Here is a 12,881-nt window from a genome sequence, read left to right on the forward strand (position 1 = left end):
ACACAGCGTCAGATAACACCGCAGGCAAACCGTGCCCCGCCACCGCCCAAAGGTTGTGGGTGATCCGCATGGTTATCCCCGCCCACATGCACCATCAACGCTTTGCCTTTTACCTCGCTCAGCGTTTTAATGCGCGGTGCCAGCACCGGATAGGTGGCTTTACCCTGCGCATCGACATAGAGCGCAGGCAGGTCCCCTAAATGGCCCTCAGCATAAGGCCCCAGGTGCTTGCCGGTGTTCGCCGGATCAAGATGCCCCCCTGCCGCCCCCGCGGCCACCCTTTTTCCTTCCGATTCGCCGGGTTCACAGCTGCCTTTCGCATGGACATGAAAACCGTGAATGCCCGGCTTCAGTCCTTCCAGCATGGGCGTCAGTTGCAAACCGTATTGCGTCTCTTCAATATTTACCGTGCCGATGGCATTGCCGATTCCCTGCGCCGAAACGGCATGAATTGTCACCTGTTCGCTGGCCGCCTGCGCGGCACCGCAGGCTAACAGCGTCGCTATCGCAATTGCGTTCACTTTCATTGTGGCTCCTTTTTGCTCTGGGGTTCAGCTTAAGCCTGGCCCCGTAGCGCAAAGATTGCCGCAAATTGACGAATGTTTACGCTCAGGGCACGTCATAGCCCAGTGCGGCTTTGCGGATGCGGAACCACTGCTGCCGACTGAGCGTCAGCCCGGCCGCCCCTGCCGCTTCTGTAATGCGATGGGTTTTGCCTGACCCGATGATGGGCAAGGGTTTACTCGGCAGACGCATCACCCAGGCATAGACGACCTGCTCAAGGCTTGATGCCCCGATCTCCTGACGAATGGCTTCCAGCTCGTCGCGCAGCGGCTGAAAATGCGGATCGCTGAACAGACGTCCGCCCCCCAGGCACGACCAGGCCATTGGGCGCAAACGCTGCTGCTGGCAGTGATCCAGCGATCCATCAAGCAGAACATGTTGCTGAACGGGTGAGATCTCAAGCTGGTTGGTCACGAGGCTAAACGGCAAACGAGACTGCAGCAGGGCAAACTGCGAGGGGGTAAAATTGGACACGCCAAAATGCAACACTTTGCCTGCCTGATGCAGGTGCAGAAAGGCTTCGGCAACCTCATCGGCCGCCATGAGCGGGTCGGGGCGATGAATCAACAGCAGATCAAGGCGATCGGTATTGAAATGTCCCAGCGAGCGTTCGGCACTGGCCACAATATGCGCTTTTTCCGTAATGTAATGGCCAATCTGGTGTTCAGGTTTTGCGCGGGTCGCGATACCGCACTTGGTGACGATCTGCAGCCGATCACGTAATCCCGGGGCCTGTCTGAGCGCCTCACCAAATGCGGCCTCACAGCGGTAATCACCATAAATGTCGGCATGATCGACTGTCGAAATGCCCAGTGAAAGATGGTGCTCAATAAACCCCACCAGCTGCTGTGGTGTCATGCCCCATTCCATCAAACGCCAATAGCCCATAATCAGCGGTGAAAAGTCGGGGCCCTGTGGCGCGATGGCTTGCGGTTGTAGCATAGTGTTCTCCCTGTGGCCTTGAGGCTGGATGTGTGTCAGGGAGTATAACGGAAATCACCATGCGGTCAGAATAAGGTGGGTTGTTGCGGTTCCTGCGGTTCTTCTTTGTGCTGCTGACGTAACAGGCGCAAACGGCGCTGGTGGCAGAGGCGGAGCACCTCACGCTTTTGACTGTCGCTGTATTGCAGCCAGTTAAAACGTTCCTCACGGCTACGCAGGCAGCCTTTGCAGTAGCCACGTGAATCGGTTTCGCAAATACGCCGGCAGGGACTGGGTACCGGAAAAAACTCAAGCTGCTCTGCCACAACGGCCTCTACTGAAACGGTGATACGTCTATTGAAGCCAGAGTCCGGCATTTGTGCAAGAAATAATCATAACTTGAACAATTTATTCACTCTAAATCGCTTTCAATTTAACACTGCGTGCCTGGCGCGCGATAAAAGTTTGCATTAGACCGATTGGTCTACCAGGATGAACCCCATGAATAAGATGCCGCAACGTAATGAAACCCGGGAACACCTGCTGACGACAGGCGAATCGCTTTGCCTGCAACGGGGCTTTACCGGCATGGGCCTGAGCCAGCTACTGAACCAGGCGCAGATCCCTAAGGGATCGTTTTATTACTATTTTCCCTCTAAAGAAGCCTTTGGCGTGGCGTTGCTTGAGCGGTACTTTGTCCGTTACCTGCAGAACCTTGAGCAGCAGCTCTTCCAGCCTGCGGGATCGGCGGGTGAGCGATTACTGGCCCATTTTCGCCATGCGCTCGATCTGTTTGAACGGCAGGGCAATATTGTGGGCTGCCTGAGCGTAAAATTATCAGCCGAAGTCTGCGACCTGTCAGAGCCTATGCGCATAGCCTTGCAGCAGGGAGCCAGCCACGTTATCGCCGCCTATGTTAAGGCGCTGACGCAGGCACAGCACGAAGAGGATTTATCTCTGCCCTCGCCTCCGGAGCAACTGGCTGAACTGCTTTATGTTCTCTGGCTGGGTGCGAGTTTACAGAGCAAGCTATCCCGTAATGCACAGCCCATGCGGCTGGCCTTAATTACCATCGAACAGTGGCTAACAAAACCGCTGGTTTAAAAAAACCACCATTTGTAGACGACCGGTCTACTTGAAAGGAGTTGTTATGGCGAGTACTCAGTTGTTTCGTCCGTTAAAAGTGGGCGCAATTACCGTTCCTCATCGTGTCTTTATGGCCCCACTGACGCGTTTACGTAGCATCGAACCGGGCGATATCCCGACGCCGTTGATGGCCGAATACTATCGCCAACGTGCGGGTGCGGGGTTAATTATCACTGAAGCGACTCAGGTCTCCTTCCAGGCGAAAGGTTATGCGGGCGCGCCAGGCCTGCACACGCAGGAACAAATTGCCGCGTGGAAAGTCATCAATGAAGGCATTCATCAGGCAGGCGGCCACAGCGCAGTCCAGCTTTGGCACACCGGCCGCATTTCACATAACAGCGTTCAGCCTGAAGGTAAGGCACCGGTTGCACCGTCCGCCATTCCGGCAGGCACCCGCACCTCATTGCGTGCTGAAGACGGCAGCGTGTATCGCGAAGATACCTCGATGCCGCGCGAGCTGAGCGTCAGTGAAATCCAGCAGATTGTGGCGGATTTTGGTCAGGCAGCCGCCAATGCGCGTGAAGCTGATTTCGACCTGCTGGAACTGCACTCTGCTCATGGTTATCTGATGCATCAGTTCCTGTCGCCGTCGTCTAACCATCGTACCGATGCCTACGGCGGCAGCGTGGAAAACCGTGGCCGTTTTGCGCTGGAGGTCGTCGATGCCGCCATTGCTAACTGGTCCGCAGACCGCGTAGGTATTCGCGTGTCGCCTGTTGGCAGTTTCCAGAACCTGGATAACGGTCCGAACGAAGAAGAAGATGCGCTGTGGTTTATCGCTGAGCTGGCGAAACGCAACATCGCTTATCTGCACATGTCCGAACCGGACTGGGCAGGCGGCACGCCTTACAGCGATGCGTTCCGCCAGAAAGTGCGGGATACCTTCCCGGGCGTCATCATTGGTGCCGGCGCCTACACCGTCGAAAAAGCCGATGACCTGATCAGCCGTGGCCTGATCGATGCCGTTGCGTTTGGTCGTGACTACATCGCCAACCCGGATCTGGCGCAGCGTTTACAAAAAGATGCTCCGCTTAACCCACAACGTCCCGAATCGTTCTACGGCGGTGGCGCAGAGGGCTATACTGATTATCCTGCGCTGTAAAACAGCAGGCAGCCGTGAGAAGGTGTCACGGCTGCGGTTATTGTTTGGCGATGATCGTCGCTATACTGCGTATTTATGTCATCCGGGGATGACGTTTTTTTAAAGAGGAAACTATGCGTTTACTTCATACCATGCTGCGCGTTGGCGATTTACAACGCTCAATCGATTTTTACACCCGTGTGCTGGGCATGCGTCTGCTGCGTCAAAGCGAAAATGCTGAATATAAATATACGCTTGCGTTCGTCGGCTACACCGAAGAGAGCGAAGGCGCGGTGATTGAACTGACCTATAACTGGGGCGTAGACAGCTACGACCTGGGGAATGCTTATGGCCACATTGCGCTGGGCGTTGATGATGTCGCGGCAACCTGTGAACGTATCCGTAACGACGGCGGCAACGTGACCCGTGAAGCGGGCCCGGTGAAAGGCGGCTCCACCATCATCGCCTTCGTTGAAGATCCTGACGGTTATAAGATCGAGCTGATCGAAAACAAACATGCCGGTCACGGCCTCGGTAACTAACCGTTACCGCCTATCAGCCTGCCTCCTGCAGGCTGATTCTTACTTCCCTCGCCCACATCTGCTGCAGAGAGTGCGCTTTTTTGGCATACTACGCGCTGCCCTTTTTCTGCAATGAGATCCTGATGTCTGAATCGTCTTCCCCCAACGCACTCAATCAACGCTTTCGTGGTTTTTATCCTGTCGTGATCGATGTTGAAACGGCGGGCTTTAATGCGCAAACCGATGCGCTGCTGGAAGTTGCTGCCATCACCCTGAAAATGGATGATGAGGGTTGGCTTCATCACGACGAGACGCTGCATTTTCATGTGGAACCCTTTGTCGGTTCGCTCCTGCACCCTGAAGCGCTGGCGTTTACGGGCATCGATCCCACGAATCCTTTGCGCGGCGCAGTCAGCGAATATGAGGCCCTGCATGCCATTTTTAAAATGGTGCGAAAAGGCATCAAAGAGACCGGATGCAACCGCGCCATCATGGTCGCTCACAACGCCACGTTTGATCTGAACTTTATGAATGCGGCGGCGGAACGTGCGGGCCTGAAACGCAATCCCTTTCATCCCTTTGCGACCTTCGACACGGCCGCGCTGAGCGGACTGGTGCTGGGCCAGACCGTGCTGGCGAAAGCCTGCAAAGCCGCAGGAATGGCGTTCGACAGCAGTCAGGCGCACTCCGCGCTCTATGATACACAGCAAACGGCGACCTTATTTTGCGAGCTGGTTAACCGCTGGAAACGGCTGGGAGGCTGGCCGTTAGCTGTAACGGAAGCGTCGGCGACGGGTGGAGAAACAACCGAGTAACGCGCGTAAAAAAGGCCGACGAGGTCGGCCTTTTTCAGTTATTCCGCTTCTTTAAACTTCTCAGCGGTTTCTTTGATTAACGGCTGCAACTCGCCGCGCTGGAACATTTCAACAATAATGTCGCAGCCGCCGACCAGTTCGCCATCAACCCATAACTGCGGGAACGTGGGCCAGTTGGCGTATTTTGGCAGCTCTGCGCGAATATCCGGGTTCTGCAGAATATCCACGTAAGCAAAGCGCTCACCACAGGCAGACAACGCCTGGACCGCCTGCGCAGAGAAACCGCAGCTTGGCAGTTTCGGCGAACCTTTCATGTACAGCAGGATCGGGTTTTCTGCGATCTGGCGCTGAATTTTTTCTACAGTACTCATTATTGCCTTCCTTAATTCGTCACTTCGTGTTTCTTTATTGTAGCGACTTCACGCCAGGACTGAAAACGAGATTTTGGCTCGTCCGACGTTAAATCGCCATGTTTGCTAAGTAGGCTGGTCAGGCATTCGCAGGAAACTGTGACAAAGACTATGAATGTATTCATAATTTGCAATGAATTTGCTGTTATAAGAGACTGAAATTCCTGATTTATGCCTGATTTTTATCCAGGCCATCAATTAATAAAAAAAGGACTTACTCTTTTAAAAAAAACTGGACTAGAATGACTTCGGCGCTGATCGGTGATCAGATTTTTCTTAACTTTGTCAGAGACCTGTTTGATCTGACAGCTTAACCAGTAAACGGACTATGCGTTCAATCATTACGCTTCTTATTCTGGCTTTTGCGCAACTCTTCTTTAACATCGCTGCTGCCTCCCCGCATGCGACGGTTAAGGCCAGCTTGCATAAGGTAGAGAAAAAAAGTGCGCGCGACGATGATCGGCGCAAACGACGCGCGGTTAAAGCCTCATCTAAAAAAAGTCGCACCTCCGCTGTTCAGAAAGTCAGTAAGACCACGAAAACCAGCAAAACGACCTCCCACACCACCACGCACAAAACGCTCGCTAAAACGACTGCCTCGCACAAGACGCTGAGCAAAAAAGTCGCCATTAATGCCGTCAGCAAAAAACGGTATGGTCATCAACGTGCTGCGAAGGCGTTAACGGCAGACAATACCGAAACCGGCACCATTAAAATGAGTAAAGCGCATCGCCAGCGTTACCAGAAAGCGCGTGAAACGGCGATGGCAAAACTGATGGGGCAACTTGGCAAGCGTTATCAGTGGGGAGGCAAATCGCCCCATACGGGTTTTGATTGCAGTGGCCTCGTATGGTACGCCTACAAAGACGTCGTGAAGTTTAAGATCCCCCGTACCGCTAACGAAATGTACCATCTGCGGGATGCCGCACCGGTCAACCGCGAATCCCTTGAAAAAGGCGATCTGGTTTTCTTCCGCATCAACGGGCGTGGAACCGCAGATCATGTCGGGGTTTACCTGGGCAACGGTAAATTCATTCAGTCACCGCGTACCGGTAAAGATATTCAAATCAGTGCGTTGAGCGAAGATTACTGGCAGCGCCATTATATTGGTGCGCGTCGCGTTATGACGCCAAAGACCGTTCGCTAAACGTCCTTCATACAAAAAAGCCGGGAAAGGCAACTTCCCGGCTTTTTTATTGCCCACATCGCCCCGATTGTGCAGCCGGGTGTTGCGGGCGAAAATGCCGCACCTGCCGGTGATACGGTCTGACAGACAGGACGTATCACCGGCAAGGCTGGACGCGCAGTCAGCCAGTCAGCCAGTCAGCCAGCCAGTATAGCGTCGCTGCAAACGAATGCGGCTAGTGCAGAATAGCGGTGAAGCTAAACGCGATGATCATTAACAGTGCGGCTGCCGTCGTCATTAATGACAGTTTTAAATCGGTACTCATCCCCTCTCCTTTAACCCTGACGTTTGTAAGGTGAAAGCATTTTCACATACGCGTGGGTAAAAATCTCGTTTTATCCGCACAGCCTTGTTAGAATCCCCCCTTTGTTGCGCAACAGCGCGCAATATCGGTTGCGTCCGCGCCCTTTTCAGACGTTATTTCCTGCCCTGATGACTCAATACCGGACAGAAAAGCGATGTTTTTCGCAGAAATAACCGTCCGCTGACGCAAACGTTTAACAATATGCTTATCAATAATTTAGATAGGCCCGGGAGTTCGATTTACATGGCAACAATTAAAGATGTGGCGAAGCGTGCGGGCGTGTCCACCACGACCGTCTCACACGTCATCAATAAAACGCGCTTTGTCGCAGAAAATACCTGCGAAGCGGTGTGGGAAGCGATTCGGGAACTGCATTATTCTCCCAGCGCAGTCGCGCGTAGCCTGAAGGTGAATCACACCAAAACGCTGGGCCTGCTCGCCACGTCCAGTGAAGCGCCCTACTTTGCTGAAATTATCGAAGCCATTGAGAATCACTGCTTCGATAAAGGCTATACCCTGATTCTGGGCAACGCACATAATGACCTGCAAAAACAGCGCGCCTATCTGTCGATGATGGCGCAAAAGCGCGTTGACGGGCTTCTGGTGATGTGTTCAGAGTATCCGGATGATCTGCTGCAAATGCTGGAAGCGAACCGCAATATTCCGATGGTGGTGATGGACTGGGGCGAATCCCGTGCCGACTTTACCGATACCGTACTGGACAATGCTTTCCAGGGCGGTTATCTGGCGGGACGTTATTTGATTGAGCGTGGTCATCGCGATATTGGTGCCATTCCCGGCCAGATGGAGCGTAACACGGGAGGCGGTCGCCATGCCGGTTTCCTCAAGGCGCTGGAAGAAGCGGGTATTCAGCCACGTGCCGAATGGATTGTGCAGGGTGACTTTGAACCCGAATCTGGCTATCAGGCCATGCAGCAGATTCTGTCACAGAAGCAGCGCCCAAGCGCCGTATTCTGTGGGGGCGACATCATGGCGATGGGCGCAATCTGCGCGGCCGACGAAATGGGTCTGCGCGTGCCGCAGGATATCTCCGTCATCGGTTACGACAATGTGCGCAATGCGCGCTATTTCACCCCGGCACTGACCACGGTGCATCAGCCTAAAGCCCAGTTGGGTGAGAAGGCGCTGGAGATGTTGTTAGATCGCATCACCAGTAAACGGGAAGAGTCGCAGACAATTGAAGTCCACCCGACGCTTATTGAGCGACGCTCGGTGGGCTATGGCCCTTATCGCGATTATCGCCGTTAATCCTCGCTCAACCACTCCTGATTTAGCGTTTGCGCATCGCCCAGGTACTGGAGTAACCACCCCAGCGCCGGTGATGCGCGATCTTCCGCCCAGCTGACGCAGCAGGGACTTTCCGGAAACGCCTGCGGTAAGTTCAGCTCTGCCATCTCGCCGCTGTCCAGTAAGGGCCGCGCTAAATGGCCCGGTATCATCGCGACACACAAACCGGCGCGCACGCAGTCCAGACCGGTTTGCCAGTCCGGGACCACCAGCCGGCGTTGGTTATCCAGCGCCCAGGTCATACGACGCGGTAACGCGCGCGACGTATCTTCCAGCACCAGAGAAGGCCAGTTGCGCAACGCCTCATCATCCAGCGTAGCAACCTGCGTCAGAGGGTGCTGACGCGCCACCACGCAACGCCAGTTCAGGGTGCCCATATCGCGAAAGGCGAAACGCCCCCCCACCGGAATCGCCTGTGTCGCACCTATCGCCACATCCACTCGCCCGTCTGCCAGCGCATCCCAGACGCCGTTAAAGACCTCATAGCTGATGTGCAACTCCATGTCGGGAAAATGGCGGTAAAAATCCCTGACAAACTGCCGGGTCCGCTGCGGTTTGACGATGCAGTCGACGGCAATACCAATCTGACCGCGCCAGCCGTTGGCGAGCTGTTGACACTGACGTCGTGTGGCATCCATTTTTTTGATAACGCTGCGCCCTTCCCGCACAAAATGCTCGCCCGCCGGGGTGAGAATCACCTCCCGGTGCTGGCGTTCAAACAGCGGCACAGCCAGCCAGGTTTCCAGCTGGCGAACGGTATAGCTGATGGCAGAAGGCACACGGTGCAGTTCCTGGGCGGCCGCGCTAAAGCTGCCACCGCGTGCGACCGCATCCACCACTTCCAGCGCATATTCAGACCACATAATTTGCCTTCAAAATTTTTAACAGCAACAGGCAAATTTTACCGTTTCACAGCGTGAAGTACAGCTTTTACACTGCCCCGCGTTTATTCTGCAACTGATGAGAACCCGATGTCCGCTTCAAAAGGCTTTATTCCCTATCTTGCCGTGCTCAGTATGCTGGGCTTTCTGGCAACCGATATGTACCTGCCCGCCTTCGGCGCTATGCAGCAAAGTTTTAGCACGTCAGCCGGGATGATCAGCGCCAGCATGAGTCTGTTTCTGGCCGGTTTTGCCTGTGGTCAGCTGGTCTGGGGCCCCTTATCTGATCGGTTGGGGCGTAAGCCGGTGCTGCTGGCAGGCCTCGCCCTGTTTGCTCTGGGCTGTGCGGGTATGTTGTGGGTAGATAATGTGATCCTGATGCTGGTACTGCGTTTTGTGCAGGCTATCGGCGTGTGCGCGGCGGCCGTCAGCTGGCAGGCGCTGGTCGTCGATCGCTATCCTCAGTCACAGGCCAATAAAGTCTTTGCTACCATTATGCCGCTCGTCGCGCTGTCTCCCGCCCTGGCGCCGTTACTGGGCGCCTGGCTGATCGGCCATTTTCACTGGCGCGCCATTTTTGCGGTGCTGACGGGAATTGCTGTGGCGCTCATCCTGGTCACGCTGCGCCTGCCTTCGCCGCAAAAAAATCAACGTTCCCCTGCTCCACAGCCTGGGTTTCTGACGCTGCTGCGCGCACGTGCCTACAGCGGTAACGTACTGATGTATTCCGCCTGCTCGGCCAGTTTTTTTGCATGGCTGACGGGTTCGCCGTTTATTCTGGCTGAAATTGGTCTGTCTCCTGCGGATATCGGGCTCAGTTATATTCCCCAAACCATCGCCTTTTTAATCGGCGGGTTTGGCTGCCGTGCGCTGCTCAACCGGTTTTCTGGCGCAACGCTGCTGCCGTGGCTGCTCGGCGTCTATAGTCTGAGTGTCGGGGCGCTGTTTGCCGTCGCGCTTTCGGGAAGCCCGTCACTCACGGCGTTACTGGTGCCGTTCTGCGGCATGGCGCTGGCAAATGGCGCGATTTATCCGATTGTGGTGTCCAGTGCGCTGCTGCCCTTCCCCCACGCCACCGGGAAAGCGGCGGCATTGCAGAACACACTTCAGCTCGGACTCTGTTTTGCCGCCAGCCTTGCGGTGTCCGCAGGCTTGATCCAGGCTCTGTTTACGACCACGCTAATTATGATGGTGACGATTGGTCTGGCAGTGATGGGCTATCAGCTACAGCGCCGCGCCGGCGCACAAACTGATATTGCCTCATCTGCACATCCCTGCCAGGATAATCACTGAGGCAACGATTTGCGTGTTACCCGTTTTCACTGACTGAATCAGGGTCTGCCAGTGTGCCTCCTCTGCCAGACCCACTCGCACTGTCATCATAATAAAAATGTTTCACACAGCCTTCAGGCTGTGACGGCATCTGTGTGAGCAACGCTGCATGGATACCGACGTTTTCTCTTCTCTGTACCCTTTTTGTTGTCTGGCGCAAGGCGTCATCTGTGACTTTTCTCATAATCCTGAGAAACAGCTCCTGCTTTTTCTCAGGTTCTGACGGTTCTGGTGATGGAGTGGCTATGAGTTCATCATGTGTAGAAGAAGTAGGCATCGAACGTAACCATTGGTATCGCATCGTTCAGGAGTTACTGCAAAAAGCCGATATTGAAATTAACGGTTCGCGGCCCTGGGATATTCAGGTTAAACACCCCGATTTTTTCAAACGCGTTCTGCAGAAAGGATCCCTGGGCTTGGGCGAGAGTTATATGGATGGCTGGTGGGAATGCGAGCGGCTGGATATGTTTTTTCATCGGGCGCTGAAGCATAAACTCGACGAGCAACTGCCGCATCATATTCAGGACATCCTGCGTATTGCGCTGGCGCGTCTGGTGAACCTGCAATCCAAAAAGCGGGCCTGGCAGGTGGGTAAAGCCCACTACGATTTAGGCAACGATCTCTTCAGCCTGATGCTGGATCCTTACATGCAGTATTCCTGCGCGTACTGGAAAGACGCCACCACGCTTGAGGCGGCGCAGGAAGCCAAACTCGATATGATTTGCCGCAAGCTGCAACTCAAACCGGGAATGCGCCTGCTGGATATCGGCTGCGGCTGGGGCGGCCTGGCGGCCTTTGCCGCCAGAAATTATGGCGTGAGCGTTCAGGGCGTAACCATCTCGGCAGAGCAACAAAAACTGGCTCAACAGCGCTGTGAGGGGCTGGATGTCCAAATCCTGTTGCAGGACTACCGCGATCTCGATCAGCAGTTTGACCGCATTGTGTCCGTGGGCATGTTTGAACATGTCGGGCCTAAAAATTACCCCACCTATTTTGCTACGGTCGATCGCAACCTGAAGCCTGACGGGATTTTCCTGCTTCACACAATAGGCGCGATCAAAACGGATATGCATGTCGATCCCTGGATTGGCAAATATATCTTTCCGAACGGCTGCCTGCCCTCTTTGCGCCATATCGCCGACGTCAGCGAACCCCATTTTATTATGGAAGACTGGCATAACTTTGGCGCGGACTATGACACGACATTGATGGCCTGGCACGAACGCTTCTTACATGCCTGGCCGCAGCTTGCCGGGCGCTATGACGAACGCTTCCGCCGCATGTTCACGTACTATCTGAATGCCTGCGCGGGTGCGTTTCGCGCCCGCGAGATCCAGCTATGGCAGGTGGTGTTTAGCCGAGGCATAGAGGGAGGATTGCGCGTAGCACGGTAACAGGACGCGCTGCGGTTTAGCGCCGCGCATTGCCCGAACCGGCTCAGGTCGGTTGGCTGAGATGCCGGGGCGACGAAACGCGACGGCGCGTCAGCGGTTTCCCGATAAAAAAGCAGCCCTGATAACAGGGCTGCTTTTTTTGCAATACCCGCATGCGGATGACAACAAGATTGTTGCCAGGCGGGCCTTATTCGTGATCGGCTTCCGGCTGATCGGCCTGCTCCGCAAGTGCCTTCACGGCAGCGGCTTCACGCTGCGCCAGCACGCGCTCTACCGTATCCACAATGGCCTGTGTATGGGGATCGATTTCAATGTTGACCCGATCGCCAAAGGTTTTGGCTCCCAGGGTGGTACGCTCCAGCGTTTCAGGAATCAAATGGACGCAGAACTTCGTTTTTGTCACATCACCCACGGTCAGACTGATGCCATCAATGCCGACAAATCCTTTGTGCAGGATGTATTTCATCTGCAGAGGATCCTGAATCCTGAACCACACTTCGCGGTTGTTTTCAGAGCGGATAATTTTGCAAATTTCTGCCGTGGTCATGATATGGCCCGACATCAGGTGTCCGCCAATCTCATCACTGAATTTGGCCGCGCGTTCAATATTCACCACGTCGCCCTGTCGCAAGTCGCCCAGATTGGTCACGCGTAAGGTTTCTTTGATCAGGTCAAAACTCACCAAATCACCGTTAATCTCGGTAACGGTCAGGCAACAGCCGTTATGGGCCACGGATGCGCCAAGTGCCAGTCCTGGCACCAGTTCAGCGGGAAGCCGGACAACATGAGTACGGAATAAACCTTTATCTTCAATGGACACGATTTCTGCGGTGCCCTGCACAATACCGGTAAACATAATCTTTGCCTCTGTGAAGTTTGCCTCCAGTTTATCACAGGCGCGCTTAACTTTTAGATTTCAACGTGCTGAGAGATGCGCAACCGCAAAGCGTGACAAAGATTGGAGAAATCGGCTGCGGCAGTTACACTAGTGCCGACTTCGCCTGAAGTCGTCCTCATT

General features: G+C 54.6%; 15 protein-coding genes. 8 read left to right on the top strand and 7 right to left on the bottom strand.

What is annotated here, in order from left to right; all coding sequences use genetic code 11:
* Positions 1–8: 8 nt before the first annotated feature.
* The 3 genes from sodC to C7433_RS02825 form a co-directional block, all read right to left on the bottom strand.
* On the bottom strand, positions 9–527 hold the full coding sequence (sodC, locus tag C7433_RS02815) for a superoxide dismutase family protein (RefSeq protein ID WP_054633889.1): 519 nt from the start codon (positions 525–527) through the stop codon (positions 9–11).
* Between the two features lie 82 nt (positions 528–609).
* Positions 610–1,506: an aldo/keto reductase family oxidoreductase gene (locus C7433_RS02820; RefSeq protein ID WP_033741168.1), complete on the bottom strand. Its 897-nt coding sequence runs from the start codon at positions 1,504–1,506 to the stop codon at positions 610–612.
* Between the two features lie 65 nt (positions 1,507–1,571).
* Positions 1,572–1,862 (bottom strand): DUF1289 domain-containing protein, encoded by a 291-nt coding sequence (locus C7433_RS02825; protein ID WP_191091045.1) that lies wholly within the window; start codon positions 1,860–1,862, stop codon positions 1,572–1,574.
* A 124-nt stretch (positions 1,863–1,986) separates the two neighbouring features.
* Here C7433_RS02825 and C7433_RS02830 point away from each other — a divergent pair, with 124 nt between their 5' ends.
* From C7433_RS02830 to rnt, 4 genes are all read left to right on the top strand, one after another.
* A complete protein-coding gene (locus tag C7433_RS02830) occupies positions 1,987–2,589 on the top strand; it encodes a TetR/AcrR family transcriptional regulator (RefSeq protein ID WP_033741167.1) in 603 nt (200 codons plus the stop codon).
* A 46-nt stretch (positions 2,590–2,635) separates the two neighbouring features.
* Positions 2,636–3,733 (top strand): alkene reductase, encoded by a 1,098-nt coding sequence (locus C7433_RS02835; RefSeq protein WP_039340582.1) that lies wholly within the window; start codon positions 2,636–2,638, stop codon positions 3,731–3,733.
* 113 nt (positions 3,734–3,846) lie between these two features.
* Positions 3,847–4,254, top strand: a complete 408-nt coding sequence (gene gloA / locus C7433_RS02840) for a lactoylglutathione lyase (RefSeq protein ID WP_033741163.1) — start codon at positions 3,847–3,849, stop codon at positions 4,252–4,254.
* Positions 4,255–4,376: 122 nt separating this feature from the next.
* Entirely contained in the window at positions 4,377–5,048 is a 672-nt protein-coding gene (gene rnt, locus C7433_RS02845) for a ribonuclease T (RefSeq protein ID WP_006118986.1), read from the top strand.
* 38 nt (positions 5,049–5,086) lie between these two features.
* Here the strand turns inward: rnt and C7433_RS02850 are convergent, their stop codons facing one another.
* Positions 5,087–5,422 carry a Grx4 family monothiol glutaredoxin gene (locus C7433_RS02850; RefSeq protein WP_170317969.1) on the bottom strand — a complete coding sequence of 112 codons (336 nt, stop codon included), beginning with the start codon at positions 5,420–5,422 and terminating at the stop codon, positions 5,087–5,089.
* Between the two features lie 364 nt (positions 5,423–5,786).
* Between C7433_RS02850 and C7433_RS02855 the strand changes: the two genes are divergently transcribed.
* Entirely contained in the window at positions 5,787–6,605 is an 819-nt protein-coding gene (locus tag C7433_RS02855) for a C40 family peptidase (RefSeq protein WP_110267576.1), read from the top strand.
* A 214-nt stretch (positions 6,606–6,819) separates the two neighbouring features.
* Here C7433_RS02855 and C7433_RS02860 read toward each other — a convergent pair whose 3' ends face one another.
* Positions 6,820–6,909 carry a YnhF family membrane protein gene (locus C7433_RS02860; RefSeq protein ID WP_100208612.1) on the bottom strand — a complete coding sequence of 30 codons (90 nt, stop codon included), beginning with the start codon at positions 6,907–6,909 and terminating at the stop codon, positions 6,820–6,822.
* 282 nt (positions 6,910–7,191) lie between these two features.
* Between C7433_RS02860 and purR the strand changes: the two genes are divergently transcribed.
* Positions 7,192–8,217, top strand: a complete 1,026-nt coding sequence (purR, locus tag C7433_RS02865) for an HTH-type transcriptional repressor PurR (protein ID WP_006118983.1) — start codon at positions 7,192–7,194, stop codon at positions 8,215–8,217.
* On the opposite strand, the gene punR is transcribed toward purR, so the two are convergent.
* The gene (gene punR / locus C7433_RS02870) at positions 8,214–9,119 is read right to left on the bottom strand and encodes a DNA-binding transcriptional activator PunR (RefSeq protein ID WP_110267577.1); all 906 of its coding nucleotides are present in this window, start codon (positions 9,117–9,119) and stop codon (positions 8,214–8,216) included. The genes purR and punR overlap by 4 nt on opposite strands.
* Positions 9,120–9,227: 108 nt before the next feature.
* On the opposite strand from punR, the gene punC reads away from it, so the two are divergent.
* Entirely contained in the window at positions 9,228–10,430 is a 1,203-nt protein-coding gene (gene punC / locus C7433_RS02875; RefSeq protein ID WP_110267578.1) for a purine nucleoside transporter PunC, read from the top strand.
* A gap of 284 nt (positions 10,431–10,714) precedes the next feature.
* Entirely contained in the window at positions 10,715–11,863 is a 1,149-nt protein-coding gene (cfa, locus tag C7433_RS02880) for a cyclopropane fatty acyl phospholipid synthase (RefSeq protein ID WP_033741158.1), read from the top strand.
* Positions 11,864–12,050: 187 nt separating this feature from the next.
* On the opposite strand, the gene C7433_RS02885 is transcribed toward cfa, so the two are convergent.
* Complete coding sequence (locus tag C7433_RS02885) at positions 12,051–12,719, bottom strand: riboflavin synthase (protein ID WP_033741155.1); 669 nt, start codon at positions 12,717–12,719, stop codon at positions 12,051–12,053.
* Positions 12,720–12,881: the final 162 nt, after the last annotated feature.

This window comes from Pantoea sp. PNA 03-3 (assembly GCF_003201175.1).
In the GTDB taxonomy this organism is placed as follows: domain Bacteria; phylum Pseudomonadota; class Gammaproteobacteria; order Enterobacterales; family Enterobacteriaceae; genus Pantoea; species Pantoea stewartii.

Coding starts and splice junctions, on each gene's coding strand:
- sodC (WP_054633889.1), bottom strand. CDS start 527: ATGAAAGTGAACGCAATTGCGATAGCGACGCTGTTAGCCTGCGGTGCC.
- C7433_RS02820 (WP_033741168.1), bottom strand. CDS start 1,506: ATGCTACAACCGCAAGCCATCGCGCCACAGGGCCCCGACTTTTCACCG.
- C7433_RS02825 (WP_191091045.1), bottom strand. CDS start 1,862: ATGCCGGACTCTGGCTTCAATAGACGTATCACCGTTTCAGTAGAGGCC.
- C7433_RS02830 (WP_033741167.1), top strand. CDS start 1,987: ATGAATAAGATGCCGCAACGTAATGAAACCCGGGAACACCTGCTGACG.
- C7433_RS02835 (WP_039340582.1), top strand. CDS start 2,636: ATGGCGAGTACTCAGTTGTTTCGTCCGTTAAAAGTGGGCGCAATTACC.
- gloA (WP_033741163.1), top strand. CDS start 3,847: ATGCGTTTACTTCATACCATGCTGCGCGTTGGCGATTTACAACGCTCA.
- rnt (WP_006118986.1), top strand. CDS start 4,377: ATGTCTGAATCGTCTTCCCCCAACGCACTCAATCAACGCTTTCGTGGT.
- C7433_RS02855 (WP_110267576.1), top strand. CDS start 5,787: ATGCGTTCAATCATTACGCTTCTTATTCTGGCTTTTGCGCAACTCTTC.
- C7433_RS02860 (WP_100208612.1), bottom strand. CDS start 6,909: ATGAGTACCGATTTAAAACTGTCATTAATGACGACGGCAGCCGCACTG.
- purR (WP_006118983.1), top strand. CDS start 7,192: ATGGCAACAATTAAAGATGTGGCGAAGCGTGCGGGCGTGTCCACCACG.
- punR (WP_110267577.1), bottom strand. CDS start 9,119: ATGTGGTCTGAATATGCGCTGGAAGTGGTGGATGCGGTCGCACGCGGT.
- punC (WP_110267578.1), top strand. CDS start 9,228: ATGTCCGCTTCAAAAGGCTTTATTCCCTATCTTGCCGTGCTCAGTATG.
- cfa (WP_033741158.1), top strand. CDS start 10,715: ATGAGTTCATCATGTGTAGAAGAAGTAGGCATCGAACGTAACCATTGG.
- C7433_RS02885 (WP_033741155.1), bottom strand. CDS start 12,719: ATGTTTACCGGTATTGTGCAGGGCACCGCAGAAATCGTGTCCATTGAA.